Below are 26926 nucleotides of genomic sequence, written 5' to 3' on the forward strand. Positions count from 1 at the left end.
GGAGGGTCTGGCGGCGTCAGGTTTGAGGCGGCGCGTCGCGTCGTGATCACGGCGCAATCAGGCGGGGTGCAGGGCACAGACCATGACAGAGGAGAACGACCGGCGATCTTCGGGTGATGGGGCACGGAAGGGCAATATAAGCCCCGGTAGATTTGAATGGGGCGATCTGATCCGGCGTGTGCTGTTTGGCCGGGTTTTATATGCAAGCGGGGCGGCGATTTTGGGCTCTGTCATGCTGATCGGGTTGGTGGTGGTTTTGTATGTCGGGTTTGTCGTGACCCTGTTCGCCGGATTTACCGCCGATATCCAGCGTGAGCTTCTGAGCCGCGAGCTTGAGCTAAGCTCGCCCGGCGATCTGGAGCGGCTGGTGTTTCAGGGCTATCACGAGGCGCAGCTTAAGGGCGACATCCATGCGATGCGCACCGAAATCAGGATGCTTGACGCAAGCGCCCTTGCCGCCGCCCGGCACGGATTGGCCCTGCGTCAGGATGCGATTGCCGCGTGGCGGGCGGCGTTTGATCTTTATGCCGGATTGGGGGCGGTGGTGGCCGAACAACCGGGCAGGTTCGACCCGGACTTTCGCAAGGCTTATCTTGGAGCGCTTAATCAGGCGTTCGCCTTTCTGGCGCAAAGCGATTTCAGTGCCGAGGACGGGCGACCATCGCCCGACACTGCGCGCACCGACGAGGGCAAGGAGGTGATTGCCAACCTGGATAATGCCCTGTCGCAGATGGCATTGGCCCCGGGGGTAAACGAGGGCTTTGCGACCGATATCCGCAGCCGGATTGAGGCGATCAAAAATGCGGTGATGAGCTTTGGCGAGAAGGCGGCGCGCGCCCAGGTGGCCTGGGCCAATATCACCGCCGAACAGGAGCAGGCCGACCGGCTGCGCGCCAGCCTGAGTGCGGAGCTTGCCGACCTTAGAGAAGAACATGCCGCCCTTTGGGCGGACGAGGATGCGACAGATGAGGGCGGGCGACGGTCGCTGGTCGCCCTGTTTCAGCAGCCGCTTGGCGGGGTATTGTCGCTTCTGCTTCAGATGCCTGGCATTGTCCTGACGCTTTTGGTGACGGTGGCGGCGGGCGGCCTTGGCTCCGTCGTAAGCTTTACGCGTCGCTATCGCCGGGTTGGGGGGGCGAATGTGGCGGACAGGGATGAGGATGGGGCAGAGGTAGCAGAGGTGGCGGTGGTGGCACCCGAAACCGGCTTTGCCGCCGCAGGCCACCTGATGGTGATGACGGGGGAGGGGATTGCGGCCGCCATCGCGATTTTCCTGTTTACCGAGGCCGGGATGCTGATGGTCACCCAAGGCGGCCCGGACGGATCAGGCAATATCGAAATCAGCGCGTTCCTTGTGACCTTCATGGCGTTTGTCTCGGGCTTCATGGCCGAGGATGCGTTTAACAAGATACAGGATGCCGGCCGGAAGCTGTTTCGCGTTGGCGGCGATGACGGGCCGGGGGCGGCGGGGATGTGAGGGCGCAAAACAAAACCGGCAGGGGATGTGCCTGCCGGTTTGGATGGGTGAGGCTGTGATCGCGAAGATCAGATCGCGGAAGTGCCGTAACGCGGTGCGTTGCGTTGTGCATTGGTGCCGGCCTCGGCATAGGCCTGACTTGCCTGTGCGGTCTGGGTGATCTGCGACTGGAGCACCTGCTCATCGCGTTCCGGTGTTGTATCGGCCGCTTCCTTGGCCGGGCTGCTTTCAAACAGTTCGGTCAGGCGGGCTTCGATGGATTTCAGGCCTTCATTCAGGCGGTCTTCGGTTTCGTTGATATTGCCATTGATCGTGTCATTGAGCGCGCCAAGACCGTCAAGGAAGTCGCGGGCCTGTTCCAGACCCTTGGCGATGCCCTCGCTGGCCTGATCGAAAATCTCGCGGGCTTCTTCGGGACTGCTGGCGTTCGAGGCGATCAGATCACCGACCCGGGCCAGAATGCGATCAGCAACCGCTTCGGGGGTGTAATCGGTGGGATCGACGCCCTGGATCGACAGGCCGGTCGAAGACAGGCTTTCATTGATCGCCGAAACGATCTGATCGGCCGAAAGAAGATTACCTGACTCAGAGGAGAGCGAAACCGAGGTCGCGCTGGCGAAGGCGGAGGCAATAGAATTGTTCGACCCGGATTTCGAGTCGTCATTACCGGGCAGGTAAGACTGCGCGCTGCGGCTTGAGCCGTTTGCTGCCTGCGATGTCAGTCCGCCGATGGTGATATCCATGCCGTCCTCCCTGGACGCGGGTTGTAGGTGTATAAGTCCTTGATCGGGCTTGATACACGGTGATTTCCTGATGGCCTGCGCGGGCACCTTCTTGGTACGGATCGCGCGCCGGAAGTCTTTACGTGCAGTTAATATGGCACAATCAGGGCGAAAAGGCCATAGCCAGTTATATAGGTTCGGTTGGGCGATGTGCAAACCCGCCATGCGTGATACGCGGGTTTTCGGGCTTGCATCCGGGCCGGTTGTGGCGGTTATCCTGCACTCTGATATTGCAACAGGGGCCAAGCCCGATTATTGAACAGGGTTTGGTTAATCAGAATTGATGATCCGGATCGTGTCGAGGTTTACTCCGCATCCGGTATTTTGAGCTTAGGAGCTGTTTGACGGTGGCGAACTATCAGGAAAGTGCGCGCGAATTTGAAAAGCGCTGGCAGGATTACTGGCGGGAAAACGATACCTATCGTACCCCCAATCCGGGCGATGCCGATTTCGACGCCGCCAAAAAGAAAAAAGTCATCCTCGATATGTTTCCCTATCCAAGCGGTGTCGGCCTTCATATCGGTCATCCGTTGGGTTATATCGCAACCGACGTCAAGGCACGGTTCGAGCGCATGCGCGGCTTTAACGTGCTGCATTCCATGGGATTTGATGCGTTTGGCCTGCCAGCCGAACAGTTCGCGATCCAGACCGGCCAGCATCCGCGCATCACCACCGAAGCCAATATCGAAAACATGCTGCGCCAGTTGCAGGTGATCGGCCTTGGCCATGATCCGCATCGTCGCTTTGCCTCGACCGATGTCGATTATTACAAATGGACGCAGTGGATTTTCCTTCAGCTTTTCAACAGCTTCTATGACCCGACCGTCGAATGGAAAGGCCCGCAGGGGCAGACCATCACCGGGCGGGCCCGCCCGATTGCGGAGCTTCGCGGGCTCCTTGAAAGCGGGGAATGGCTGTTGGACGAGGACAGTGTGCCACAACCGAAATCGCTGATTGGCGAGGGCACGAAGGCAGAAGGCAAAGAGATCGACCGCGCGATTGATCGCGGGCGTCTGGCCTATGTCGATGAAGTTCCTGTCAACTGGTGCCCGATGCTGGGTACGGTCCTGTCGAACGAGGAAGTCACCAACGAAGGTAAATCCGAACGCGGCGATTACCCGGTTTACAAGCGCCCGCTGAAACAGTGGATGTTGCGGATTACCGATTATGCCGATCGTCTGGTTGCTGACCTTGAAGGGCTTGACTGGCCCAATGGCGTTGTCGAGATGCAGAAAGGCTGGATCGGTCGTTCCGTCGGCGCGCGGGTCAATTTCCCGGTGGCATTGGCCGATGGCGGCAAGGACAAGATCGCGGTTTATACCACGCGGCCCGATACGATTTTCGGCGCGACCTATATGGTGCTGGCACCCGAACATCCATTGGTCGATGCGCTGACCTCAGCCGATCAGAAGGATGCGGTTGCTGCCTATCGCGCCAAGGTCAAACTGGCCGGTCCGGTATCATCCAAGGATGAAGCCAACCGCGAAAAGACCGGCGTGTTTATCGGGGCCTATGCCACGAACCCGGCCAATGGGCAGCAGATCCCGGTCTGGATTGCCGATTATGTCCTGATGGGCTATGGCACCGGCGCGATCATGGCGGTCCCGGCGGGTGATCAGCGCGATTTCGAATTTGCCCATAAATTCGGCCTGCCGATTGTCGCCACTACCAAACCGTCGGAAAGCTGGCTTCGGGCCAATGCACCGGATGATGCGGCCGATCTTGACGATGCGGCATTGCTGGCGCGCTATGAAACCGCACCGGGCGATTTCAAAATCGCGCAGACCGATATCGGCGATACGATCAATTCCGCCAATGACGAGGTCAGCCTGAACGGGCTTTCGACCCCGGATGCCAAGGCAAAAATCATTGAGTGGCTGGAAGCCAAGAATATCGGCCGCGGTCGGGTGCAGTACAAACTGCGCGACTGGCTGTTTTCGCGTCAGCGTTATTGGGGTGAACCGTTCCCGGTTCTGTTTGATCAGCAAACCGGACAGGTGCATGGCGTGGCCGAGGCAGCCCTGCCCGTCGTCCTGCCGGAAATGACCGATTTCAAGCCGCAATCGAACGAGGACCCGAATTCGGAACCCGAACCGCCTTTGGCGCGCGCCAAAGAATGGATGGAAGTCACCGGGATCGTGCTTGCCGATGGTTCGGTCCTGCCGGTGGATGCGGCGGTGGGGTCGACCCACAGCCATGCCGGTGCAGATTACGAAGTGCGTTCGTTCCGTCGTGATGCGAACTCGATGCCGAACTGGGCCGGTTCGTGCTGGTATTATCTGCGTTATTTCGACGCACAAAACGATCAGGCCTTTGCATCGGATGCGGCAGCGGTCTATTGGGCCAATACTACCGATGACAATGGCAATGCCAAGCCCGGCGCGGTTGACCTTTATGTCGGCGGGGCGGAACATGCGGTGCTGCATCTGTTGTATTCGCGTTTCTGGCACAAGGTGCTCTTTGATCTTGGCTATGTCGCCACACCCGAACCGTTCCAGAAGTTGTTTAACCAGGGCATGATCACGGCCGATGCTTATACCGACGCGCGCGGCGTTTATGTCGACATCCATGATGTTGAAATGCGTGATGTTGACGGCAAAAAGCAGCCGTTCAATGCCAAGACGGACGAGGCACTGATCACCGTTCCGGGCAAAATGGGCAAGCGCTATAAAAACGGCATCCCGCCGGAAGAAATTTGCGATCAGTATACGATTGATACCTTCCGGACGTACGAGATGTATATGGGGCCGCTTGACAGCTCCAAACCGTGGCAGTCCGATGCGATTGTCGGCATGATGCGTTTCCTGTCCAATGTCTGGAAGGTCGCAACCCAGATGGAACGCACAAGCGACGTCGATGGCAAAATCGAAACGCTTTTGCATAAAACCATCGCCAAGGTGACCAACGACATCGCTGAATTGCGTCTGAATACTGCGATTGCGGCATTGATCGAGCTGACCAATGCCATGACCCGTCAGAATGCGGTGCATGACGATCATGTTCGTGCGCTTGCCCTGATGGTCGCGCCCTTTGCGCCGCATCTGGGCGAAGAGCTTATGAGCCGTATGGCAGAGGCCGAATTTGGTTCCAAAAAATCGGTGATCAAGTTTGACTGGCCGGTATTTGATGCAGAAAAGGCCAAGGACGACGAATTTGAAGTCCCGGTTCAGGTCAATGGCAAAAAACGCGGCTCGATCATGGTGGCGGCGGATGCCGATCAGGCAACGGTCGAGGCAATGGCAAAGACCGATGAAAATGTCGCCCGCCATCTTGAAGGGATGCAGATCGTCAAGGTGATCTATATCGCCAAGCCGACCCCGAAACTGATCAATATTGTGGTCAAGGGGTAAGCCCAGTCTTAATCGACGATGATGATGAAACGGGGTGCGTCATTTATGGCGCACCCCGTTTTGCATACTGGATCGTTGGCTGTTTAGCGGGTGGAACCCGGAAGGGAGGGGAGGCAGTCGTTACGCCAGCTTTCAGGTGGCAGATCACGTTCGAGCAAGGAAATATCGGGTAAAACGTCGCTTCGTCCGAAAATTCCCGCCAGCGTTCCGTCACACAGCATGTCGTAAACAGCCCGGTTAAATATGGCGCGATTTTCAATACCTTCGCGGTTGGCCTGAAACAGGGAAAAGACATTTTCCGTTGTGAGCGGGATGTCGAGAGTATCGATAACCCCGGCAAGTCCGAGCTGATCGCGAATGTGAAACCCCGAAGACCTCTCGATGATGGCAGCATCAAGCCGGTTGTTGGCAATCATGCTCAGCAAGGAATGGTCGCTGGGAACCCGTTCGAAATCGACATCCTGACGATTGATGATGGCGGGTGGATAATGATAGGCCGAAAGCCCGACCCGCAATCCGGCCAGACCGTCGGGTGAGGTGATCGCGTTCTGACCAAATTGGCCCGGTTTGTAGAAAATTAGATTCTCGCGCAGGTAATACGGCACGGATGCCAGCGAAACCGGTAATTTGCTAAGAGACGGGAAGGCGCCCAAGGCATCGTATTCGCCGGCAACAAAGGACTGTACCGCTCGGCGGGGTGGTAGAATATCAATGATGATTTTCTGGCCGGTCCGCGCAGCCACTTCTTGATACATGCGAATGAATGTCCCACGCGCCGGACTTTCGGCCATCATCGGGATGTAAGGCATTACAACGCTTATGCGCGCAGCTCCTGCCCGGCCTGTGGCGGGCATTCCAGCAACAAGACAAAACAGGAAAAGGCAAATCAGATAGGGGATTTTATGCATGGATAACAGTCTGATTTCGAGAACTCGTAGGTTAACACATATTTTGCGATTGCCTAAAGCGGATACCGTTCCTCTTTTATTGACGGTTGAGCACGTGCTGGCTAGAAGTCAGGCAGAATTCAATTTCAAGGGTTGAGCAATGAGCCACGGTCGCAAGATTTCGGTTATCGGTCTGGGATATGTCGGTTTGCCGGTGGCGGTGGCCTTCGGGATCGAAATCGGACGTGTCGTGGCGTTTGATATCAACAAGTCGCGCATTGCACAGCTTAAGGCAGGGCATGACGCAACCGGCGAGGTTGATGATCATGAGCTGGCAGCCGCCGATTTGTTGCTGAGTGATAATCCCGAAGATTTGCGTCAGGCCGATTTCCATATCGTGACTGTGCCGACCCCAATTGACAAATCAAACCGTCCTGACTTGTCGCCATTGCGATCTGCATCGAAAACCGTTGGTGCAATCCTTAAGAAGGGCGACATCGTTGTTTATGAAAGCACGGTTTATCCGGGCGCGACCGAGGAAGAATGCGTGCCGATCCTGGAGCAGCTTTCGGGGTTGAAGGCGGGGATCGATTTCACGGTGGGTTATTCGCCTGAGCGCATCAATCCTGGAGACCGCGAACATCGCTTTACCACCATAACCAAGGTTGTGTCGGGGCAGACGCCTGAAACGCTTGAAATCGTTGCGGCAGTTTATGGATCTGTCGTCAAGGCTGGGATCCACAAGGCACCGACGATCAAGGCCGCGGAGGCCGCCAAGGTGATTGAAAATACCCAGCGCGATCTGAACATTGCGCTGATGAACGAACTGTCGCTGATCTTTGATCGGGCGGGTATCGATACCCGTGATGTTCTGGATGCCGCGGGCACCAAATGGAACTTCCTGCGCTTTACGCCCGGCCTTGTCGGCGGGCATTGCATCGGGGTTGATCCCTATTACCTGACCCACAAATCAGAGGAACTTGGTTATTACCCGCAGGTGGTTCTGGCCGGTCGTCGGGTGAATGACGGTATGGGCGAGGTTGTCGCCAATAAGGTCATTCGGGCGTTGTTGCGCGAAGGAGCGACCAAGAACCCTACTGTGACGGTGCTTGGCCTGACCTTTAAGGAAAATGTGCCCGACATTCGAAATACGCGCGTGATCGATATCATCCGCTCGCTCGAAGATGCCGGGATAAATGTTCAGGTCCATGATCATCATGCCGATGCCGAGGAAGTTCTGCATGAATTCGATGGTCTGAAATTGTGTGGTGATGCCGACCTGAAACCGGCGGATGCCGTCGTGCTGGCGGTGTCACACCGGGAATATGTTGCCAAGGGGTGGCCACTAGTGGAGGGGCTTTTGAAGGATGGTACCGGCTTCGTTGCCGATGTGCGCGCCATTCTGCCGCGTGACGACGTGCCCGCAGGCATCGACCTTTGGCGCTTGTAAAAGCCGCGCCGTTTATTCCTGATACAGATTAAGCTCGCGCTGCATCTTTTTGGTCAGGCCGCGCGAGACGATTTTGTGGGATGCTGCCAAATGGTCACGCAGGCTCGCATCATCAAGTCCCGGTGCGTCATAATGCTGGATCCATTTCATCCCGCGCGAGGCAAGATACGGAGCAGGGCGCAAACCTGGTTGTTCCTTTAAAACCTCGTAGGCGATGTCGGATACCTTGAAGGTAATGCCAAGCGTATGACCCGTGGTCCAGCCGCCAATCGCAAAGACCTTGCCGCCGACTTTCCAGACATCGGCACCGCCCCATTGCACGACATGGGTTGTCACGGGCAGCGATTGGCAAAATGCGTTGAATTCATCGCGGGTCATGACGGTATCTTTCACGATTAAGGCTTGCTGGATATTTGGGCAGGCGTGGTTAAAGAGATCAAGAAATGATTTCCTTGATCAGTTGTTGAAGTTCCTTCTCAAACCGATCTGTCCGGAAGTTCTGGTTGCAAAAGGCCTTTGCAGCCCGCGCCATTTCGTGGGTTTTGGTTGGTTGGATCAGGGCATCTGAAACAATATTTGCCAGCATTTCCGGATTGCCGGGCTGGCAGATGCGGCCGGTTTCGCCATCGCGAACGATATCAACCAAAGTTCCGATTGCGGAGCTGATGACGGGAACTCCTGCGGCCATGGCTTCGAGCACGACAAGAGGTTGTGCTTCGTTCGGGGAGCGTGAGGGAAACAGAAAAAGGTTGGCGTTGGATAGAAGTTCGGTGCGGATATCCGCATCGACCGGACCATGATAATGGCAGTGATCCGAAAGGTTCAAATTACGGATCAATTGCGCAAGTTCGCAGGTTGAGAGGTCGCCTTCGGCGCCTGCGATATCAAGCGCGAAATCGATATTACGCTGTTTGAGGATTGCACAGGCCGCCAGCACATCATCGATACCTTTGCTGCGAAAAAGGTTTGATAGATAAAGCATACGCGGCGTTATGGTGCTGATCGGGTCGTGATCGATCATGAAGGCCGTATCGGGCAGGCAATTGGCGATGATTTTTGATCGGCATTGAAGGCCATCAATTTCATTGCGCAACGCCTTGCCCAGAATAATGGCGGTTTGCCCGGCAAAGGCATGGCGTTGCAAAAATGCGGTTAACCATTGGCTGCGCCCGGTTTGCAATCCACGGCCATGCAGATGCAGTATGGTTGCGATGCCAAGGATTTTGGCCGTCATCACATAAAGACAATCGCGATAAAACGCGCCCCCAGTTGGGGCGAAGCAGATATAAAGTGCATCGGGTTTTCGCCGGAGTGCGAGCAATAGTTTTAGCCAAAGTCCCAGAGCCATAACCAGTTTGCCCAATCTCATCCTGGCAATATCGCGGGGATTTTTGGCAAAGCGCATTTCAAGCACTGTCACATCACAGATTTTGCGAAGCGCGACCAAAGCCCGTTCATTCATGGTTGCCGCCCCGTGCATCGGCGGGGGCAGTTGCACCAAGGCAATGATCCGCGGTGGTTTCGTCATCTGCCAATCCCCGACAAACGTTTCAGATCGAAAATGCGCATCCAATGTGGTGGCGCGATAGCCCGGCGATGTCGGGCCAGAACAATGCGTAAAGTTTCTTGATAGACCGGGGCGGGGATGGAGGCAAAATGGCGTGTCTCGGGATTAGTGTTTCGCGTAATCAATTGTCGGCGAAACTGCCAGATGGAGGTCATGGGCAGGCTTGCGACGCGCAGATAAAAATCAAGATCGATGCAGCACGGCAGTACCGGGTCATAGCCACTGGCCATTTCCCAGATATCGCGATGAAACGCCAATGACGAGTGATGCAGCGGGTTGCTGCGATAAAGCCGTGTGGCCGGGATTTGTTGCCACGGGTTGCGGGCGTTTGGTGTGGCTGTTTCCTGTCCTGTGGCGAAGGCAAGGGCGTTTGGACGATCCATGAGAAAGGCGGCCTGTATCGACAGGCGATCCGGGTGAGACACATCATCGATATCCTGAATGGCAATCAGGCGGGTTGTCGCATTGGAAATGGCAAGATTAAGGGCGGCTCCCCTGCCAATCGGGGGGCAGCAAATCAGTTTGACTCTTGTTGCTTGGCCGGGAAGGATGATCGGGTTTACCGAACCATCATCGACAAGGATGGCAACATCCTGCGGGCGGAGAATTTTGTAAAGATTGGCAAAATAGCGTTCCAGAAAGGCATCGCCATCCCGAACCGTGGTGATCACGGTGATCGCATCATCCTTGGTCATGAGGGGCTCCAGACGATGCGAAGTGTTGCGGTGCTTTGGTTCGGGACAAAGATCGTTCTGACCGGGCCGGTTACGGCAAACAGGCCATCATCGGTGATATGGAGCGGATGGTCCGCGATCAGGTGGAGGTTCAAATCGGGGAAATCAATCCGGTTTGAACCGGGTTTTTCGAAGGCCAAGCCGGCGGGGACCAGCAGGCGGAACAGATGCAGGTTGGATCGGCTGTCTGTATCGACCTGATCATGGATGACAATTTCGTTCTCGTTGAATGTGATGTCGCGCTGGCCCCGGCGACCTGCCAGTCTGAATGTGATCTTTGCGGTGCTATCGCTTATCGTGCCGGATGTGAAGGTGCTACACGCCTGTTGACCGGCAAAGGCCGGAAGTGGCAGTGATGCCGGGCCATAAAGGCTTGAAAAGTCTTCTTCGCCGCCGGTGGGAGGCAGGAAAACATGACCGTTTGTGATCAACACCGGCGCGGTCGTGATATCATAGGACGACTTTCCGCGCAGGCACATGCGGGCGTGATAATGATCGGTGTCGTGGATCAGCAGGAAATCGGCATTGGCGCGAATTGTTGGCGCATGTTCGGGCGAACTATCGATTGCTGCGCGCAGCAGCCAGAAGCCGGTGAAAGCCAGATAATCGTAATGCCGGTTATAGCTGTACCAGCCCGGTGTTTGTGGATTATCCGGGCCGGGATCATCTGGTAAAGGATTGGGGGCAAGCAGGTTGAGCGACAATGTTTCGGTTTGCAGCAAGGTCTGTTCAAGGCGAAACAGGATGGCTTCGGCCTCAGCGCGATAGCCGTGTTTGAGCAGGGCATAAAGGGCGGTCGTTGCGCCAAAGCTCTGTCCGGCACCGCGCCCGACAAGGTTGGGGATGCCTGTTGTTGCGCAAAGTCGGGCAATCAGATCAGTGGCCTTCGCCGCGATTTTGCGTTGGGCTGGCATAGGGCTATCGGTCAGCAAGGCGGTGCAGAAGGCATGATATTGCGCGGAAAAACAGCCGGGGCGGTCCATGAAGACCGGTGCGCGCCAGAAGCGGGTACGAGTATAAAGCCAGTCCAGTTTTGCACGCAGTTTATCCCGCCATGAACCGGATTGGCGGATACGCATTGCAAGGATGTGCCAGTTTGCGACACTGGGCGATTGGTATGGGGAGTTTCGCAAGATGGCATAACGGGTTTCGGCGTTTATGTCCGGGCAGTTTTCCAGTGCGTATTCGATGAATTCGCGATGATAACGGTGGTCCTGGATTTCGGTTTTCAGCGCATTGACGGCCGCCCTAATTTTCGCAGTATAGTGATCGTAACCCAGATTTTGACAAAGGGCGACGGCATAGGCCTTGGCGTAAAAGCTGTGCTGGGGGAAATCGCCATTTTCGTACTGCTGATTGGCCAGTTGATCGGCAATCAAACGCGCAAGCCGAAGGCAGCGTTCGTGCAAATCAGATTGTACTACGCGAAGCGACATGTGACCTCCAGCATCAGGGACTGACTTGATTTCAGCCTGTTAAGCGGGACTGCCTGTATTTCGGGACAGCGTCGGCCAAGTCGTTCGCGCAAGCGCCAGAAAGCAGCTTTGCCACCCGGAAAATTCCAGACCAGATGCGCCAGCCAATCCGGGGCGGACAGGGTGAAAAATCGGTTGGCCCAGCGCAACCAGACGTGATCAACCGGATCGATTGGCAGCAGGCGGGCGTGAATGATCCAGTGATCGCCGCGATCACGCAGATAAATGTAAGGCGTAAAGCGACCGGCCCCGTCATAACGATCAAGTGTGACGTGAATGATTGTGCCATCGGTTCCCATCAGTCGGACGGTGCGGACGGGATACAGGCGGTATCTGTCACTGTCGGTGTGGTGATATTTGCGACCGGCAATTTCGCCGGAGTGAATGGTGGGTTTGTCAAAGATCAGCCGGATGACGGCATCCTGTAACAGCCCATCGCGGCGGGCGGAGAGTGTTGCCCGGATGCGAAGCGTTGCTGGATCAATCCGGCTTGTCTGGTAATCAAGCGCCCAGTCGCCTTCGGCCAGTTGCCAGTGATCGCCAACCTGGCATGTGTTGCGGCATTGATCGCTGAGTGTGACGAAAGAGTGCCGATCAGAGCATTCAAAACTCCATGGCCCGAAACGGATATCGCCATACTGGCCGGTGATGAGGCGGTTATTGATGATTTCGGCCTGCAATTTCTTCATGCCGGTTTGTTCCGCAAAATGGGATTGCGGTGACATATCGCGATCAGGATCAGGCAGAGGCTCAGGCGAAGCTGCATGATGATCACGGCACCGGTTTCATGAGGGGAAGCCGGAAGAAGCACGCCTGAGACAACCATAAGAGCAAGGCAAATCCAGCCGGGGAAGAACTGGCTTTCGGTTTCCTGCGATATCAGGATTTGACGCGAGACCATCGCAAGCAGCACGGGCCAGAAGGCCCCTGTGCGCAACAAGGCGACGAGGTCGACATTGACAGTGCCGTAAAAAAGCAGGGCAAGCGTTTCGGGCAGCATCAGAAGTATTGCAGTCATGGCAAGTGGTGGTGCGATCAGCCAGATATCGCGGAGCAGTCCGGCCTGCTTTTTGGCAAATAATGCCGCCGAAATGCTGGCGATGATCGCCGCCGTGATCAGGAATATGCGTTGGGCCAGCATTAGACTGGTGTGCGCTGCGTCGGACAGATTTTGGCCGAGCAGCACGAAATCAAGATTGGGGAGTGCGCCAGCCAGCAGGGTGAAGCCGATCAGATTGATCATCTGGCTGTGGGTGATTTTGGTTATGGCAGTTGGGTGAGAGGCATGACCGCGAAGGGCAAGGAAGGCACCAGCGATCAGGCTTGCCAGTGAGATTGCTGGTGCGATGGCAAAGAGGGCCAGATTGCTTTGGGTGACGATGGCAACGAAAGCGACGGTGATTCCGGCGATTTGTCCTAGAACGGCGATCAGGGCGATTTTGGAAAGTTGACCGCGTGCCGTGATGATCCAGTCCGGGGCGAGAGTCGCGACCGTGGGCATCAGAAGGATCGGCGATGGGGGGATGTCTGTCATGATGACGACAAACGCGGTTGCCGCAATAGCGAGTGTGAGGCGAAGCGTGCAAAGGGCGAAGGCGGCGCGGCGCTGGTTTGCCTGATAGAGCCGGATCAGAAGCAGGCCGCATCCGGCCTGCGCGATGGTTACGGCAAGGCCGATGGTGGCAACGGCCGCGAAATAGGCCCCTAACTGATCGGGGGCGAAATGATGGCCGATCAAAAGCAGAATGATCATACCGCCAAGGCGTGTGATCAGATTGGCTGAGAGCATCCAGAGCGGATAAATATACGTGCGGAACCTATGCATGTTGGGCAAGAACCCTTTCATAGGCGGCTTCGGATCGGGTGCCGTAATCCATGGTGATATTGGTTGCGATCAGGTCGCGGGCGGCGACGCCAAGTGCCTGAACACGTGCCGGTGCGGCATGCAGGGCCTGGATGGCGTCAATCAGAGCGTTGCTATCGCGGGGCCGGATCAGGAGCCCATTTTTTTGATGGGTAATTGGGCTTCCGGCATCTGGGGTCGTGATCACGGCACAGCCAGCCGCCATGGCTTCAAGCACGGCAAGACTGCTGCCTTCGGACAGGCTGGGGAAGACGAATATATCGTCGGAGAGCAAGTGCTCGGCAAGCTTCGCCTGTGGCATTGCGCCGTGCCAGACGCAACCCTGCGGCAGTTTGGAAAGATAGGCGAACGCACAGGGCTGTGCCGCACCGATCAGATCAAGCGTGATGGAAGGCCCATGACGGGTGCGCAGCGCACGGAAGGCTTCGATCAAAATTCGGATGCCCTTGGCAATCGAGATATTGCCGACATAGAGAAGGCGGGTGATGCCGGGATTTTGTGTTGGTCGTTCGGCCTTGACCAATTGAGAACACAGGCCGGACGCAAAGGGAACCAGATGAATGCGTGCCGGATCAATGCCGCATTCTTCAAGTCCGGCGGCAACCACGTCGGAGGGGGCAAAAACGCCATCGGCAAATCGGGCTTCTGCGATGCGGCGGCGGGCAAGGAAGTTTGATATCTCGCGATAACGCAAACCGTGATGGTGATACTCGTCGGCGAGCTGGCGATAGCGGACCGGGGCAAGCTGGCCGGTGACATCCGAAATGATCGTCATGCCATGTGCACGGGCAGCTTGCATGGCGGGAAGGCTGTAATTTCCCTGACCGTGGAGGATACGGGCATCGGGCATATGGAGAAGCGCCAGCCATGACAGAGGCAGATCGGAATAGAGGTTTCGCGCGGGAAGGTGAAGCTTTTGTGCGAGCTTTCCCATAATATCGGGCAAGAGGTGTCGGCCGGGAACAGTGGAAAGATGTGGTTCCACCCGCCGGGCCGGCGGGGTGAGAAAACCGCTACCGTCATGACGCCAGAAACTGTCCCAGCGGACCAGCCGGTTATGGTGTGCTAGATGGGCTGCGAGAATGCGGAGCTGGTCATTGCGGCCAATCATCCAGACCGGGGCATCACGGACCAAAACGCGGTTATGCATCAGGCACCTCTGCGCTGTTTGCCATCTTGCAAGCCCGCAAGATGGTTTCGGCGTGATGGGTGGGGGTTTTGTTGGCGATGCGGGAATGCTGCCGGGCTTGGGTTTTCTGCCATGCGGCGCGATCACTTAGCAATCGCGCGCAGGCCGTCATCCATGCGGGCACGATGTTGCAAGGCAGAATTTCGGCGGTGCCGAGAATATCGGGAACGCAGCCGACCCGGTTGCTTGCGAGGGCGACGGTGCCGCATGCAATGGCCTCGATCACGGTGACGCCATAGGCATCATTGCGGCTGGGCAGGAGGCAGAGTTTGGCCTGCTGATAGATGCGGGGCAATTTCGCCGGAGGTATTTCGGGCATATGGTCGGTGGCCTTGTTCAGACCTAGTCCCGCAAGCCGGTTTGCAAGGTCATTCTGGTCGCAGGCCCCGACGATTTGTATACGCTTTGCGTGGCCTTGGCGGTGTAGTCCGGCTGCAATTTCAAGGAAGGTTTCGAAGCCCTTGGATAATGTTGGTCTTCCGCACCATAAAAGATCGACAGGACGGTCATCAAAGCCGTGAAGATGATTGGGAGCCTTGAAGGAAGGCGGGATGGGGGCGATCAGGATATTATTTCTGACCTTGCCGGATTTGACAAACCAGTCTTGGCCATTTTCCCCGGCGGCAATGCAGGTTTTGGCATGCGCGATCATCGTTTTCCGGATGCAATCGCGAAGACGGTTTTGATAGGTGGCGTCCGATCCGGCCCAACCATCAAACTGTAAAATGGTTGGGATATTGTGTCGGCGGGCATAAAGATGTGCCTGCCATTGTGCCAGTCCGAAACCGGCAATGATCAGGACATCAGGCCGGGCGGCGTCAAGGGCGCGGATTAAGCCGAAATTAATCGGGATCACGCGGTTTTCACCAAGCGGGATTTTGATGCCGGGCAGGATTGATTGGGCGAAATCGCCGGTCAGCATCGGCCACGCGCGTTGGGGTTCTTGACGCTGGGTGCAGATGACGTGGAAGTCGCCATCTGGATTTCGGGCCGGGTTGCAGGCATGAACAAGGCTGGCCAACATGCCATAGGCGCGTTGCCGGTAGGGCGGAACGATATTCGTAAGCAGAATGATCTTCACGCGCCATCACTCTTTGGTGTTTGTCTTGATGACAAAACAATCATAAGTTACTTTGAATTTCAATGCTTTGTCAGATGGTTGTCGGGGTGCGAACAATTGCAGCCATCATATAAAGGGACATTGGGGAGAGATCGGCGGGGATGACCAGCGACCGGGGGGACTTTTTCGGCCTGACGCTTGATTTGCGCAGGCAGGCGTCATTGGCCGATCACATCTGTTCCAATATCCATCAAGAAGGCTGTTTCCGCCATTTGTCGTTAAATGCGGTCAAATTCGCACAAGCGTGTCGGGATGGCGGTCTTTGGGGTGTTTTAGCACAGGCCGATTGCCTGTCGGCGGATGGGATGGGGATTGTCTGGGCGGCGCGATTGCTGGGCCTTGCGGTGCCCGAACGGGTGACAGGCATTGATTTGATGGAAAGCCTTTTGCCAAGGTTTGAGGCGGCGGGACGTTCGGTCTTTTTGCTAGGCGCCCGCGATGATGTTCTGCATCGCGTGCAAGCACGCCTTCGCCGCGATTTTCCCAAACTGATCATTGCCGGGGTCCATCACGGTTACGACCCCGATGATGCCAAACTGGCCGAAAAGGTTCGGGCCAGCGGTGCGGACGTGGTGTTTGTTGCCCTTCCCAGTCCGCGCAAGGATGCGTTTGTGGTGAATTACGGGCCGAAAACCGGATGCCGTTTTATCATGGGGGTTGGGGGGGCTTTTGATGTGCTGGCCGGTGATATCAGGCGGGCACCAGCGATGATGCAGCGATGCGGGCTGGAATTTGCATGGCGCATTGCCATGGCGCCGCGCACGATGGGGCCACGATATGGTCGCGGGCTTTGGCGGTTTGCCGGGGCTGTCATTCCGGCAATCTTGCGGGCATGGGCTGGACGATTTTACCACGCGGCAGGTTGGGTCGTGATTGTCGGATTTGCGATCTGGCTTGTGTTGACACCCGCCGATGCAAGCGGACAGGTAGTTTTACCCCCACCTGAAATCGAAGCGGCCGAGGCAAATGCAAGCCAGATCATGCAATTCCTGACCGATCAGCTATCCGAAAACGACACTGTGGAAATTGACGATACGGTCGATGCCCTGATTGCAAGATTGTTGGGGCGGGATGTGGTGACAAGCGAAGGCAATCTGAGGCCAGAGGATTTCAGGATGGTCTTGCTGGTTCTGGATCGGGTTCTGGCATTGACGCAGATGCTCATGCCCGGCGGAACAGGCAGTTTTCTGATGGAATTGATCGTTATTAAGGCGGTGCTTCGGGTGGTGGCAATGTATCCCGAACCCATGATGCGTGACGCGATGGCAGCAGGAACGATGCCTGAAATCTCAAGGCGGTTTTTTGATGCGGGATATCGCGCGCAAGCCGTTGCGTCAGAGACAACCGACAATACCAGTCCCGGATCAATATCAAAGCCACCCCAGCCCTTTTTGCCAATTCGTTTCAGCACGTATTACAGGCAATGGGACCCGGCGGCGACGCAAAGCTGGAACACGAGCCTCACGGAAGAAAGGGCAGATACCGATCAGTCGTACTGGATTGAACAGCCATCGGTCAGCCCGCGATGAGGCATTCGGATCAACTGCAAACCGACAAGGATACAGACTTGACGTTGATCGATCTGTTCGCGGTGCTGTGGCAGCGCCGCGGGATTGTGATGCTTGTTTTTGTTGCGGTGTTGATGGTGGCCGCGGCTCTTATTCCCCGACTGATGCCAACCTATCGTTCGGTGGCCGAAATTGCCTTTGTGATCGATCGCGAAGATGCCCCGGTAGACGGGGGCGGGGTTGCGCAGCATCTGGAAACCGCAATGGCGGAGCTTCGCGGGAATGAAGTATTGGCAACCGCACTTTCGGTCCTGCGCGGCGAGGGCGTTCAGATCGTGCCCGCGATTGACGGAAGTGAGGGAAATGAAGCAGGCGATAACCGCGTACTTGGTGCCCTGCGATCACGGATCGAGGTGGTGCGCATTGGCAATGCGTCCGTGATCGAGGTTAGTGTGACCGATCATGATTCGGCACAAAGCCAGAAAATCCTGAATGCCGTTATCGACAGTTACCTTTGGCAGCGCGAAAGTACACGTAAACAGGTACTTCGTGCGAGGTTGATGGAAACGTCCGAACAGCTTTTGGCCGCGAACGCAAAGCTGGCGCAGGCCGAAACCGATCTTTCGGTGTGGCAGCAGCAGGCAGGCTTTATCGAACCCGATGAAAGCCGTTTGATGCTGGACCGGATTTATCAATTGAGTGGCGCACTGGAGGTTGCGCGGCGTGATCTGGAACGGGCACGCCTGATGGCAGATGCGCGCAAGAATGCGCAGTCGATTGATGCCCTTCTGGCCCTGCCACCGATTGCCAATAATGAAACGGTTCGACGGCTTTCTGGGCAATATGACGAGGTGCGTCGAAATCATGCGGGATTGGATCAGCGATACGGTCCCAAGCATCCGGCGATGATTGCTGTTCATCGCGAACTTGAAACCGTGCAGCGGCATCTGCGCGACGCCGTGTTGGTGGCAGCAGAGAAGATCGTGCTTGATCTGCGAGATGCGCAAAAACAATATGATGTGATCAGAAGCCAGCGTGATGACTGGCAGGAAAAATTGACTGTCCGCCATGAAAAGGCACAGGGGCAGGCCGCCCTTTTGCGCGCGGTGGAACTGATGCGCAGCGAAGCCGACACGCTTGGCACAACGGAGCAGGAACTTCGTATCGCATTGGCTGCATTTCAAAGTGATGTGACGGTGATGCAGGCCGCAAGCCTGCCTGAAACGGCGGAGTTTCCGACCAAGCGCGATTTGTGGATGGCGGCAGTTCTGGTCGCGCTTTTTGCCGCCGTTGTTGCGGGGATGCTAAGGCACTATTTCGATCAGGCGATCCATGATGACGGGAAGTTGGAAGACCGGTTTGGTATTCCGCTTTATGCCCGGACTCCGCAAGTTGATGACCCCTTTACCAGTGCGGTTTCGATGGAGGAAGCGGTTGGCCATCTGGCGGTTTTGATCAATATCCTTGCCAAAACGCGCGTACATGCGGGCCGCGCCCATGTCAGTTGCATCGGGTCGGCTGTGCCGGGCGAAGGCAAAAGCAGACTGGCGCGTGATCTTGCGACAAGCTTTGCGACTGCGGGGATGAAGACGATTCTGCTTGATGGCGATCTGCGCCACCCAACGGGATTTGCGCGTGTCGGCAACGTGTCGGATTTGACGGCGGTTCTGGCCGGTGACGGGACGTTGGAGGACGCCATTCAAAGCGGGGAAGATCGCGAATCTTTTGACTATATCGGTGCGCGGGCATCCGTACCGGGAAGTTTTGCGACCGGCTTGCTTCAGAATGGATTACGGGATGTTCTGGATCTTCTGCGCGGTCGTTATGACCGGATCGTGATTGATACTCCGCCGGTTTTATCAGTGGCCGATGCGATACTGCTGATGGGGGCGGCGGATGTACGGTTGCTGGTGCTGCGCCGTGGTTACAGCAAACGCCGTGATGTGCGCGATGCCATCAATCAGTTGAACGCCGCCGGGTTGGTGCCCGATGGCCTTGTCCTGGCTGCCACACGGGGCAGACCGGCGTATGGTCGGGACAATGCCGACAGGGCGGAGGACGCCTGATGCGTTTTCGCCGGACCCCTATATTTGCCGGGCTGGTTTTGATCGGGATCGGTTTGGGCCGCCTTGGGGCTGAGATGGCGGCATTGCGGAATGTGCCGGATATCGAGGCTGCTTTGCGTGATGGGGATGGAGTTGCCGATTACGCAAAGCAGCACGCGGTCAAGGCAGCTTTTAAATCAGGCGAATGGATGGCTTTGGAGATATTGACGAGTGCGGAGCTTATAGATGCGCCTTTTGATCCGGTTTTGATGTCGCTTCGGGCTTTGGCACGGGCGCAGCAACAAGACTTTAATCCGCAGGCGATTGGCGAAGAACTGGATCGGGCCGCACGGATTGCCGGGGATCGTTCCGATATTGTGATGCTACGCGGCTTTGTACTTTCGGCCTTGCTTCAAGCGCGGCCAGAAGGGACAGGAAGGGCAGAATGAGTGCAGGCATCGACGCGACCCAGCCGATGCTGGACATGATACCGATCAGAGCCGCAAGGCTGATCAGAAGCGTTCGATCCAGACGGTTTTCGGCTGCTCGGAAAGTGCGTGTCAGCCGATACAGGATAAAGCCAGCCATCGCCAGCGTTGCGGGAATGCCAAAGATGAGGGCGGCATCAAGCCATAAATTATGGCTGCTGAACCATGCGGCTTTGCGGTTAAGGCCAAGGGTTGCGAAATGATCCATCACCAGCGCAATCGCGTTCGGGCCAAAGCCACTAAATGGGCGATGGGATATGGCGATGATGGCAGTGTGCCATGCGTCATCGCGCTGGATCAGATCGGGGCGGGCCAGTTCGGCAAAGCGATTGCCAAGATCGGGAATGAGCATGGCGATGACGATCAGGGCAGTTGTAACGCAGGCTACGACCATAACGGGATAGGTGATGCGCGGCAGCAGGCGGTCTGCTTTTGGGCGAAGCATGATTGCAAAGGTGATGAGGGCAATTGCCAGTGCAAGAACCGCACTTCGCGAATGGCTGGCGAACAGGGCGGATGTGAAAATCAGTGCAAGTGCGATCCAGCCAGCCGCGTGATCAATCCGGCTTCCGATTGTGGCCGTGCCCTTGGCGCAGAAAAGGTAAAGGGCGTAGATCGCCGCAATCGTCATCAGGCCGCCAAAGGCGTTGCGATTGGCAAAGCTTCCAGTCCAGTCACCAAGATGGACCTGCTTGGCAAACCAATAGGTGCTTTCAAACGAGAAGATATCGGCAAGACAGGCAAGTGCGACTTGCAGAATTGCCGTAATTATCACGGCCCATGCGATTATACGGGTGAATTTATCACCTTGCATTTGCGCGCATCCAGCGGCCAGCACATAGATACCGACCAGCCACAAAACACTGCCGATCATCGGCAGGAAGGCGGTTGGGTAAAGGGCAAGGTGCGATCCGTTGAACGGGGCAGGCAGCGTTGGCCAGATCGGTGCGGCCTGCACGACCAGCCATACAGACAGGAGTGCGCCGGCAATGCCAACCTGTTTGATCGGTCGGGTCAGTTTCAAGTGGCCGAACCATCCCGCCGCCAGCAACCCGATGCCGGTCAGGATGGTCAGAACCGCTATCGCCCAAGGTCGTGCGCCGCCCAGCATGATCGGGGCCAGAACGATCTGGGATGTCAGGCAAAATGGCACCAGTCGCTGCATCAGCGTTCCGAAAATATCCATGATTTCAAGCTGATCACGATAGCGGAGTTTTTCGGATTTGTCCCGCAGCGTGGTGTGGCGGGGTGTCGCAGGGGCAATTCATGGCCGAAATGAACGAGAAGCCGGACACGGTCGGGGATGCGGCCGGCTCAAACATGCCGGTTCTTTTGCTGGGCATTGTGGCAATGCTGGCATCGCTTTGGCTGACCGGGTTTGGCGGGATGCTGGCGAAGCTGATCCTGATCGGGTTTTGGGGGATTTGGGTTGGGCCTGCGATTTTGCAGGGGCGATTGACGGGAGATGGATTGGTCGCCGTGCTTTTGCTGGCGGGGTTGGTCGGGGTTGTTGGGCTTGGCGATGGTGGGACGGATGAGAAAGTCCGGCTGATCGGCAATCTTCTGATCCTGCCGCTTGGCCTGATATGCGGCCTATGGCTGGGGCGGGATTGTTTGCGGGTGATGGTGCCGGCATTGATTTTGTATCTGCCGATGGCAAGCGTTTTTCAGATTACCCATGAAGGGTGGCGGCTTAATCATCCGTTTCTGTTTTTGGGGTTGTTTGCATTGACGTGCGCGATGCGGGGGCATGCGCGCGGATGGATTGGCGGGGTTGCGGCGGTTGCCGTGGTCCTGAGCCAGACGCGGATTGCGGTTTTGGCGCTGATGATCACCTTTGTCGGGCGGGTTCGGTTTTCGCGAGCGATGACGTGGCTTTTCGGATTGCCGACTTTGATTGCGGTGGGGGTGATGATGACGATCTGGCTGCCGCGCCTTTTGATGACGCATGGCAGTGGGCGATTGGCATTCTGGCGGATGTTCTGGGATGATTGGCAAACGGCATCCGCCGCGCGTCAATGGCTTGGCTTTGGAGCGGGCAGTGTTGAGGCGATTTTGCAGGATTTGCCGTCTGCGGTGGCGTTCGGCGCGCTGCATAATGATCATTTCCGCATCCTGTTCGAGACGGGATTGATCGGAGCAATACTTTGGTTGATGGGTTGGGGGATGCTGATCTGGTTTGCGCGGGGATCGGGGTTGGCGATCTGTATTCTGGCATCAGTCGCGGTGACGATGGTGACGGACAATACACTGTCATACGGGCATTACCTGATTTGTTGCGGGATGGCGGCGGGGATTGCCATGCGGGAGAATGCCGATGCAGGGCAATGATCTGATTGCGGTGCGTGACCGTGTTCTTGCGGGGATTGTTCACGCCGACTTTGCCGGGGCCGATCCATTTGACGGGCTCGAAAGCGGGGTGTTCCGTTTAAGCGGCTTGGGGCGGTTTCGGATGGCGCGGCTGGCTTGGTTGCACGCGATTAAGCGTGGGCCAAGGGCATTACGCCATATTGCGATCATCCCGGCATTGCAAAACCCGAAAACGTTGGCGTTGCTTTTGGGGGCGGCTGATGGGGTACGGCTTTGTGATGTAGCGGGCAGGCTTTGCCGGATGCAAAACGAGGACGGTGGTTGGGGATATCCGTTTGCGTGGCAGGCGCGCGCCTTTTATGTGCCGCGCGGTGCGTCCAATGCGATTGTCACGAGCTTTGCGGTTGATGCGTTGATGACTGGCGGTATAGCACCAAGCGACCCGGTATTACATCGGGCGGCGGGATTTTTGCGTGGGCTTTGGCGGGATGGATATTTTGCCTATGTCGGGCAGGGGGATGGCGAAATCCATAATGCCAGCCTTTGGGCCGCCTGGGCATTGCATCGCATTGATCCGGGTAATGAAATAAGCCGGAAGGCGGTTGCGCGGGTTCTGGCCGCGCAGCGTTCCGATGGAGAGTGGGAATATGGCACGCGGTTGCATCATCGCTTTGTTGATGGCTTTCATACCGGTTACATCCTTGATGTGTTGGATCGGTTCCGGGCATCGGGGATGGTCGGGTTGGATGACGCGATCATGCGTGGCTATGCGTTTTACCGTGCGGAATGTTTTGACACTACTGGCCGCCCGCGCAGCTTTGCCAGGCGGGACGGGTATGTTGATTGTCATGCGGTGGCACAAGCCATCGGGACACTTTGCCGGTTTGGTGAGCTTCCCGCGGCAAAGAAGATTGCGGATTGGGCGTGTGAAGCATTGTTTGATGCAAAGCGCGGTGTTTTCTTCGCCGGGCGGGGACGATTTGGCGTGGATCGGCGCAATTATATGCGCTGGACACAGGCATGGATGGTCTGGGCCCTATCGATTGTGATAGAAAAGACCACGATGACAGAAGCACTCAACCCTGCCCAACCCTTGGTTTTCGAACATCTCGATCCGGCCCGGCCGGAGAAGGAAGAAGCCCTTCGTGCGCTTTCCGAGGGTGCATTTCGCGACCTGTTTAAAGTGACCCGGATTGAAGCGCAGAAAATGCGGGTAAGCGGCGATATGGATGAGCTTTATGGGCTGACGCGCGGGCTTAAAACCCTGCAACGGATTGGTGGGGAGCGGGGGATTGTTTTGAGGACAGGGCCGGTGCAATTCTTGCACGAGCAGGAGTAATTCGCTTTTTGCTGCGAATTCGATAAATCTAAGATAGACTAAGTTAACTTAGTCATATTTGAGGTGCGCGATGGGAACAGTTAACATTCATGAGGCCAAAACACACCTGTCCCGGTTGATTGCAAGGGTAATGAACGGCGAGGATCTTGTAATTGCTAAGGCAGGAAAACCGGTCGTTCAGATGTCTGCGTTTGATCCCGAGAAGTCCCTTGCCAAACGGACGGGATTCCTTCGCGGTGAAATTCTGGTTCCGGACGATTTCGACAGAATGGGATCGGACGAGATCGAAGAAATGTTTGGTCTGCGCTGATGAAGCTTTTACTCGATACGCACTTGATCCTTTGGGCAGCAGGAGAACCGGAAAAGCTTCCATCTGGCGCAGTTGATCTGATCGAAAACGCTGAGAGCGAATTGCTTTTCAGCGCGGCCAGTCTTTGGGAAATCGCAATCAAGTCCGGGCTGGGGCGAGATGATTTTCGGGTGAATGCGCGGCTATTGCGTCGAGGGTTAATTGATAATGGATACTCCGAATTGCCTATCACTGGCGAACATACGCTTATGATCGATACTTTACCGTCTATTCACAAGGATCCGTTTGATCGGCTTCTGGTTGCTCAGGCGATATCGGAAGGGATAGTGCTTCTGACATCGGATGATCTGGTCGCGAAATATGCAGGGCTGGTACGTTTGGTCTGATTTTGTTGCGCTTTTGATGAAATCCTTCAGTAATGTCCGGCCCTTGCCGTAGTTGTTAGTTCAGTTCATGCCCAAAGCCTTCCCCATCCTTCCGATTGATGCGGTTCTGCCCGACCTTTGTGCCGTGCTGGAAACTGGCGCCAACGCGGTTTTGCAGGCTCCGCCGGGGGCCGGGAAAACGACCAAGGTGCCCTTGGCTTTACTGGACAGGGCATGGCGCAATGATCAGAAGATCGTGATGCTGGAACCCCGGCGGCTGGCCGCGCGGGCGGCGGCGAGGCGGATGGCGCAGTTATTGGGCGAAAGCGTGGGCGAGACGGTCGGTTATCGTGTACGGTTTGACAGCAAGGTTTCCACCAGAACCCGGATCGAGGTCGTGACCGAAGGTATTCTGGTGCGCATGATTCAGGATGACCCGGAACTGTCAGGCATTGGTTGCGTGATTTTTGATGAATTTCACGAAAGGTCGCTTGATGCCGATCTGGGTTTGGCCTTGGCGCGGGAAACGCAGACCGCCCTTCGCGATGATTTGCGTATTGTTGTGATGTCGGCCACCCTTGATGGCGGTCCTATTGCGGCCCTGATGGGCGACTGCCCGGTGATCACCAGCGAAGGCCGAGCCTTTCCGGTCGAGACAAAATATGTTCCAATCCGCCCCGATGCATGGATTGATCGGGAAATGACGGCGGCGATCAGGCAGGCACTTCGCGAGGAAAGCGGGTCGATCTTGGCCTTTCTGCCGGGACAGAGCGAAATCACGCGGGTTGAGGCGGCATTGAAAGATGGGCTTGACCCATCGGTGATCATTGCGCCGCTTTATGGCGCGATGGAAACCAGGGTACAGGATATTGCAATTGAGCCAGCACCCGATGGCATGCGCAAGGTGGTGCTGGCGACTGCGATTGCCGAAACGTCATTAACGATTGATGGCATTCGGGTGGTGGTCGATTGCGGATTGCAGCGTTTGCCAAGATTTGACCCGGCATCGGGCATGACGCGGCTGGTGACGGTCAAATCATCGCAGGCCAGTGCCGAACAACGTCGCGGTCGTGCCGGACGATTGGAGCCAGGCGTATGTTATCGCCTGTGGGCAGAAGCCGAACATCGCGCCCGTCCGCCTTTTACCACGCCGGAAATTGCTGATGCCGATCTGGCGCCGCTGACGCTGGAGCTCGCCCGCTGGGGCGTGTCTGATCCGGCAAGCCTGCCGTGGCTTGATCAGCCCGACGGGGCAAAGATCGAACAGGCACGTGATGTGTTACGGCGGCTTGAGGCGATTGACGATGCTAACCGGATCACGCCAATGGGAACTGCGATGGCCGGATTGCCAGTGCATCCGCGGTTGGCACATATGATGTTGCGTGGCGCGCGCCTTGGACTGGGCGAGGTTGCCTGTGCGCTGGCGGCATTGTTATCGGATCGCGATTTCATGCGCGGTCGCGGCGCGGATTTACGGCTTAGGGTCGAGGCGATTTTGGCCCGAAAGGCCCCGAAAATGATCACCGAGGCCGCAAGGCAGCTTTCGCGGCGATTGGGTGATGCCGTGAAGAAAGAGGCCAGCAAAGCGGGCAATCATGACCCCGCTGGCCCCGATGATCCTGTTGATCATGCCGATCAGGTCGGGTTGCTTCTGGCCTTTGCCTATCCCGACCGGATTGGCGAACGGCGCAAGGGGACTGATGCGCGTTATCGTCTGTCGGGCGGGCGTGGCGGGATACTGGCCAATGACGATGCATTGGCGAACGAACCCTATATCGCGGTGGCGGAGCTTGACGGGCAGGCGCGCGAAGCACGGATTTACCTTGCCGCACCGTTATCGCGCGCGAGCCTTGAAACCCATTTCGCCGATCAGATTTCCGAAGGGACAGAGGTCTTCTGGGATGCGCAAAGCGATGCGGTTCAGGCGCGCTGGCAAAGGCGGATCGGCGCGCTGGTGCTTGATGAAAAAAACACCCGTGACGAAGCCGGACCGGATGCGATTGCAACTGCGATGATCGAGGGCATTCGTCGCCTTGGCCTGCATTGCCTGCCGTGGGACAAAGCAGCCGAAGGACTGCGCGAACGGATCGCGTTCCTGCACCGGGTCGATCCGGAAAACTGGCCTGATATGGGCGACGATGCGCTTTTGGGCAGGCTTGAGGATTGGCTGATGCCATATCTTGGCGGGATCAATAAACGCAGCCAGCTTAAACAGGTCAATCTGGCCGAGGCATTGGTATCGGGCATTGACTGGAACAGGCGCCAAGAGCTTGATCGTCTGGCACCGACCCACTGGACCGTGCCGACCGGATCACACATCCGCATTGATTATAGTGCTGAAACACCGGCACTTCCGGTCCGGTTGCAGGAAATGTTTGGCGCGACCGAAACCCCCAAAATCGCCGGGGGCAAGGTGGCGGTGACGTTGCATCTGCTGTCGCCAGCACAAAGGCCGCTTCAGGTAACGTCTGATCTGGTCGGGTTCTGGAACGGCTCCTATGCGCAGGTCAAGGCCGAGATGAAGGGACGTTATCCCAAACATTACTGGCCCGACGACCCGTTGCAAGCCGAACCGACTAGACGGGTTAAAAGCCGGATGTGAGAAGACGGCCTTATCGGGCGCGGCAGGGGCTATACGCGTGTGGCGCAGGCGGGCATAATCGTGC

Annotated in this window: 21 protein-coding genes and 1 pseudogene; 11 read left to right on the plus strand and 11 right to left on the minus strand. The window is 56.8% G+C overall.

Annotation, left to right across the window (positions count from 1 at the left end; all coding sequences use genetic code 11):
* The first annotated feature begins 82 nt into the window (after positions 1-82).
* Positions 83-1477 carry a hypothetical protein gene (locus TH3_RS04385; RefSeq protein ID WP_007090498.1) on the plus strand — a complete coding sequence of 465 codons (1395 nt, stop codon included), beginning with the start codon at positions 83-85 and terminating at the stop codon, positions 1475-1477.
* A 68-nt stretch (positions 1478-1545) separates the two neighbouring features.
* On the opposite strand, the gene TH3_RS04390 is transcribed toward TH3_RS04385, so the two are convergent.
* Positions 1546-2220, minus strand: coding sequence for a DUF5610 domain-containing protein (locus tag TH3_RS04390; RefSeq protein ID WP_007090497.1), 675 nt, complete (start codon positions 2218-2220; stop codon positions 1546-1548).
* A 386-nt stretch (positions 2221-2606) separates the two neighbouring features.
* Here TH3_RS04390 and TH3_RS04395 point away from each other — a divergent pair, with 386 nt between their 5' ends.
* Positions 2607-5609 carry a leucine--tRNA ligase gene (locus TH3_RS04395; RefSeq protein ID WP_007090496.1) on the plus strand — a complete coding sequence of 1001 codons (3003 nt, stop codon included), beginning with the start codon at positions 2607-2609 and terminating at the stop codon, positions 5607-5609.
* An 83-nt stretch (positions 5610-5692) separates the two neighbouring features.
* On the opposite strand, the gene TH3_RS04400 is transcribed toward TH3_RS04395, so the two are convergent.
* Positions 5693-6418, minus strand: coding sequence for a substrate-binding periplasmic protein (locus TH3_RS04400; protein ID WP_007090495.1), 726 nt, complete (start codon positions 6416-6418; stop codon positions 5693-5695).
* A 238-nt stretch (positions 6419-6656) separates the two neighbouring features.
* Here TH3_RS04400 and TH3_RS04405 point away from each other — a divergent pair, with 238 nt between their 5' ends.
* Positions 6657-7946 (plus strand): nucleotide sugar dehydrogenase, encoded by a 1290-nt coding sequence (locus tag TH3_RS04405; protein ID WP_007090494.1) that lies wholly within the window; start codon positions 6657-6659, stop codon positions 7944-7946.
* Between the two features lie 12 nt (positions 7947-7958).
* Here TH3_RS04405 and TH3_RS04410 read toward each other — a convergent pair whose 3' ends face one another.
* The 8 genes from TH3_RS04410 to TH3_RS04445 are packed head-to-tail and all read right to left on the minus strand — an operon-like array spanning position 7959 to position 15856.
* Positions 7959-8324 (minus strand): MmcQ/YjbR family DNA-binding protein, encoded by a 366-nt coding sequence (locus TH3_RS04410; RefSeq protein ID WP_007090493.1) that lies wholly within the window; start codon positions 8322-8324, stop codon positions 7959-7961.
* Between the two features lie 58 nt (positions 8325-8382).
* Positions 8383-9474, minus strand: coding sequence for a glycosyltransferase family 4 protein (locus TH3_RS04415; RefSeq protein ID WP_007090492.1), 1092 nt, complete (start codon positions 9472-9474; stop codon positions 8383-8385).
* Positions 9471-10208, minus strand: coding sequence for a glycosyltransferase family A protein (locus TH3_RS04420; RefSeq protein WP_007090491.1), 738 nt, complete (start codon positions 10206-10208; stop codon positions 9471-9473). The genes TH3_RS04415 and TH3_RS04420 overlap by 4 nt, the downstream gene beginning before the upstream one ends.
* The gene (locus TH3_RS04425) at positions 10205-11683 is read right to left on the minus strand and encodes a hypothetical protein (protein WP_007090490.1); all 1479 of its coding nucleotides are present in this window, start codon (positions 11681-11683) and stop codon (positions 10205-10207) included. Before TH3_RS04425 ends, TH3_RS04420 begins: the two co-directional genes overlap by 4 nt.
* On the minus strand, positions 11668-12411 hold the full coding sequence (locus TH3_RS04430; protein ID WP_007090489.1) for a hypothetical protein: 744 nt from the start codon (positions 12409-12411) through the stop codon (positions 11668-11670). Before TH3_RS04430 ends, TH3_RS04425 begins: the two co-directional genes overlap by 16 nt.
* Positions 12408-13547, minus strand: a complete 1140-nt coding sequence (locus TH3_RS04435; protein ID WP_007090488.1) for an MATE family efflux transporter — start codon at positions 13545-13547, stop codon at positions 12408-12410. The genes TH3_RS04430 and TH3_RS04435 overlap by 4 nt, the downstream gene beginning before the upstream one ends.
* Positions 13540-14736 (minus strand): glycosyltransferase family 4 protein, encoded by a 1197-nt coding sequence (locus tag TH3_RS04440; RefSeq protein WP_007090487.1) that lies wholly within the window; start codon positions 14734-14736, stop codon positions 13540-13542. The genes TH3_RS04435 and TH3_RS04440 overlap by 8 nt, the downstream gene beginning before the upstream one ends.
* Positions 14729-15856, minus strand: a complete 1128-nt coding sequence (locus TH3_RS04445) for a glycosyltransferase family 4 protein (protein ID WP_007090486.1) — start codon at positions 15854-15856, stop codon at positions 14729-14731. Before TH3_RS04445 ends, TH3_RS04440 begins: the two co-directional genes overlap by 8 nt.
* Before the next feature lie 140 nt (positions 15857-15996).
* Here TH3_RS04445 and TH3_RS22260 point away from each other — a divergent pair, with 140 nt between their 5' ends.
* The gene (locus TH3_RS22260; protein ID WP_007090485.1) at positions 15997-17424 is read left to right on the plus strand and encodes a WecB/TagA/CpsF family glycosyltransferase; all 1428 of its coding nucleotides are present in this window, start codon (positions 15997-15999) and stop codon (positions 17422-17424) included.
* Between the two features lie 38 nt (positions 17425-17462).
* Entirely contained in the window at positions 17463-19469 is a 2007-nt protein-coding gene (locus tag TH3_RS04455; protein WP_167710549.1) for a GumC family protein, read from the plus strand.
* 288 nt (positions 19470-19757) lie between these two features.
* On the opposite strand, the gene TH3_RS04460 is transcribed toward TH3_RS04455, so the two are convergent.
* Positions 19758-21122, minus strand: a complete 1365-nt coding sequence (locus TH3_RS04460) for an O-antigen ligase family protein (protein ID WP_007090483.1) — start codon at positions 21120-21122, stop codon at positions 19758-19760.
* Positions 21123-21202: 80 nt separating this feature from the next.
* On the opposite strand from TH3_RS04460, the gene TH3_RS04465 reads away from it, so the two are divergent.
* The 6 genes and pseudogenes from TH3_RS04465 (at position 21203) to hrpB (ending at position 26862) form a co-directional block, all read left to right on the plus strand.
* The gene (locus tag TH3_RS04465; protein ID WP_007090482.1) at positions 21203-22267 is read left to right on the plus strand and encodes an O-antigen ligase family protein; all 1065 of its coding nucleotides are present in this window, start codon (positions 21203-21205) and stop codon (positions 22265-22267) included.
* Positions 22254-23585, plus strand: a complete 1332-nt coding sequence (locus TH3_RS04470) for a prenyltransferase/squalene oxidase repeat-containing protein (RefSeq protein ID WP_007090481.1) — start codon at positions 22254-22256, stop codon at positions 23583-23585. The genes TH3_RS04465 and TH3_RS04470 overlap by 14 nt, the downstream gene beginning before the upstream one ends.
* Positions 23586-23655: 70 nt before the next feature.
* Positions 23656-23760: pseudogene (locus TH3_RS23535) on the plus strand (type II toxin-antitoxin system Phd/YefM family antitoxin); the annotation flags it as partial.
* 6 nt (positions 23761-23766) lie between these two features.
* A complete protein-coding gene (locus TH3_RS23540; protein WP_420823193.1) occupies positions 23767-23895 on the plus strand; it encodes an antitoxin of toxin-antitoxin stability system in 129 nt (42 codons plus the stop codon).
* Positions 23895-24281 carry a type II toxin-antitoxin system VapC family toxin gene (locus tag TH3_RS04480; protein WP_007090479.1) on the plus strand — a complete coding sequence of 129 codons (387 nt, stop codon included), beginning with the start codon at positions 23895-23897 and terminating at the stop codon, positions 24279-24281. Before TH3_RS23540 ends, TH3_RS04480 begins: the two co-directional genes overlap by 1 nt.
* Before the next feature lie 67 nt (positions 24282-24348).
* Positions 24349-26862, plus strand: a complete 2514-nt coding sequence (gene hrpB, locus TH3_RS04485) for an ATP-dependent helicase HrpB (RefSeq protein ID WP_007090478.1) — start codon at positions 24349-24351, stop codon at positions 26860-26862.
* Positions 26863-26926: the final 64 nt, after the last annotated feature.

Origin of the sequence: Thalassospira xiamenensis M-5 = DSM 17429, from assembly GCF_000300235.2 — a bacterium.
Taxonomy (GTDB): Bacteria; Pseudomonadota; Alphaproteobacteria; order Rhodospirillales; family Thalassospiraceae; genus Thalassospira; species Thalassospira xiamenensis.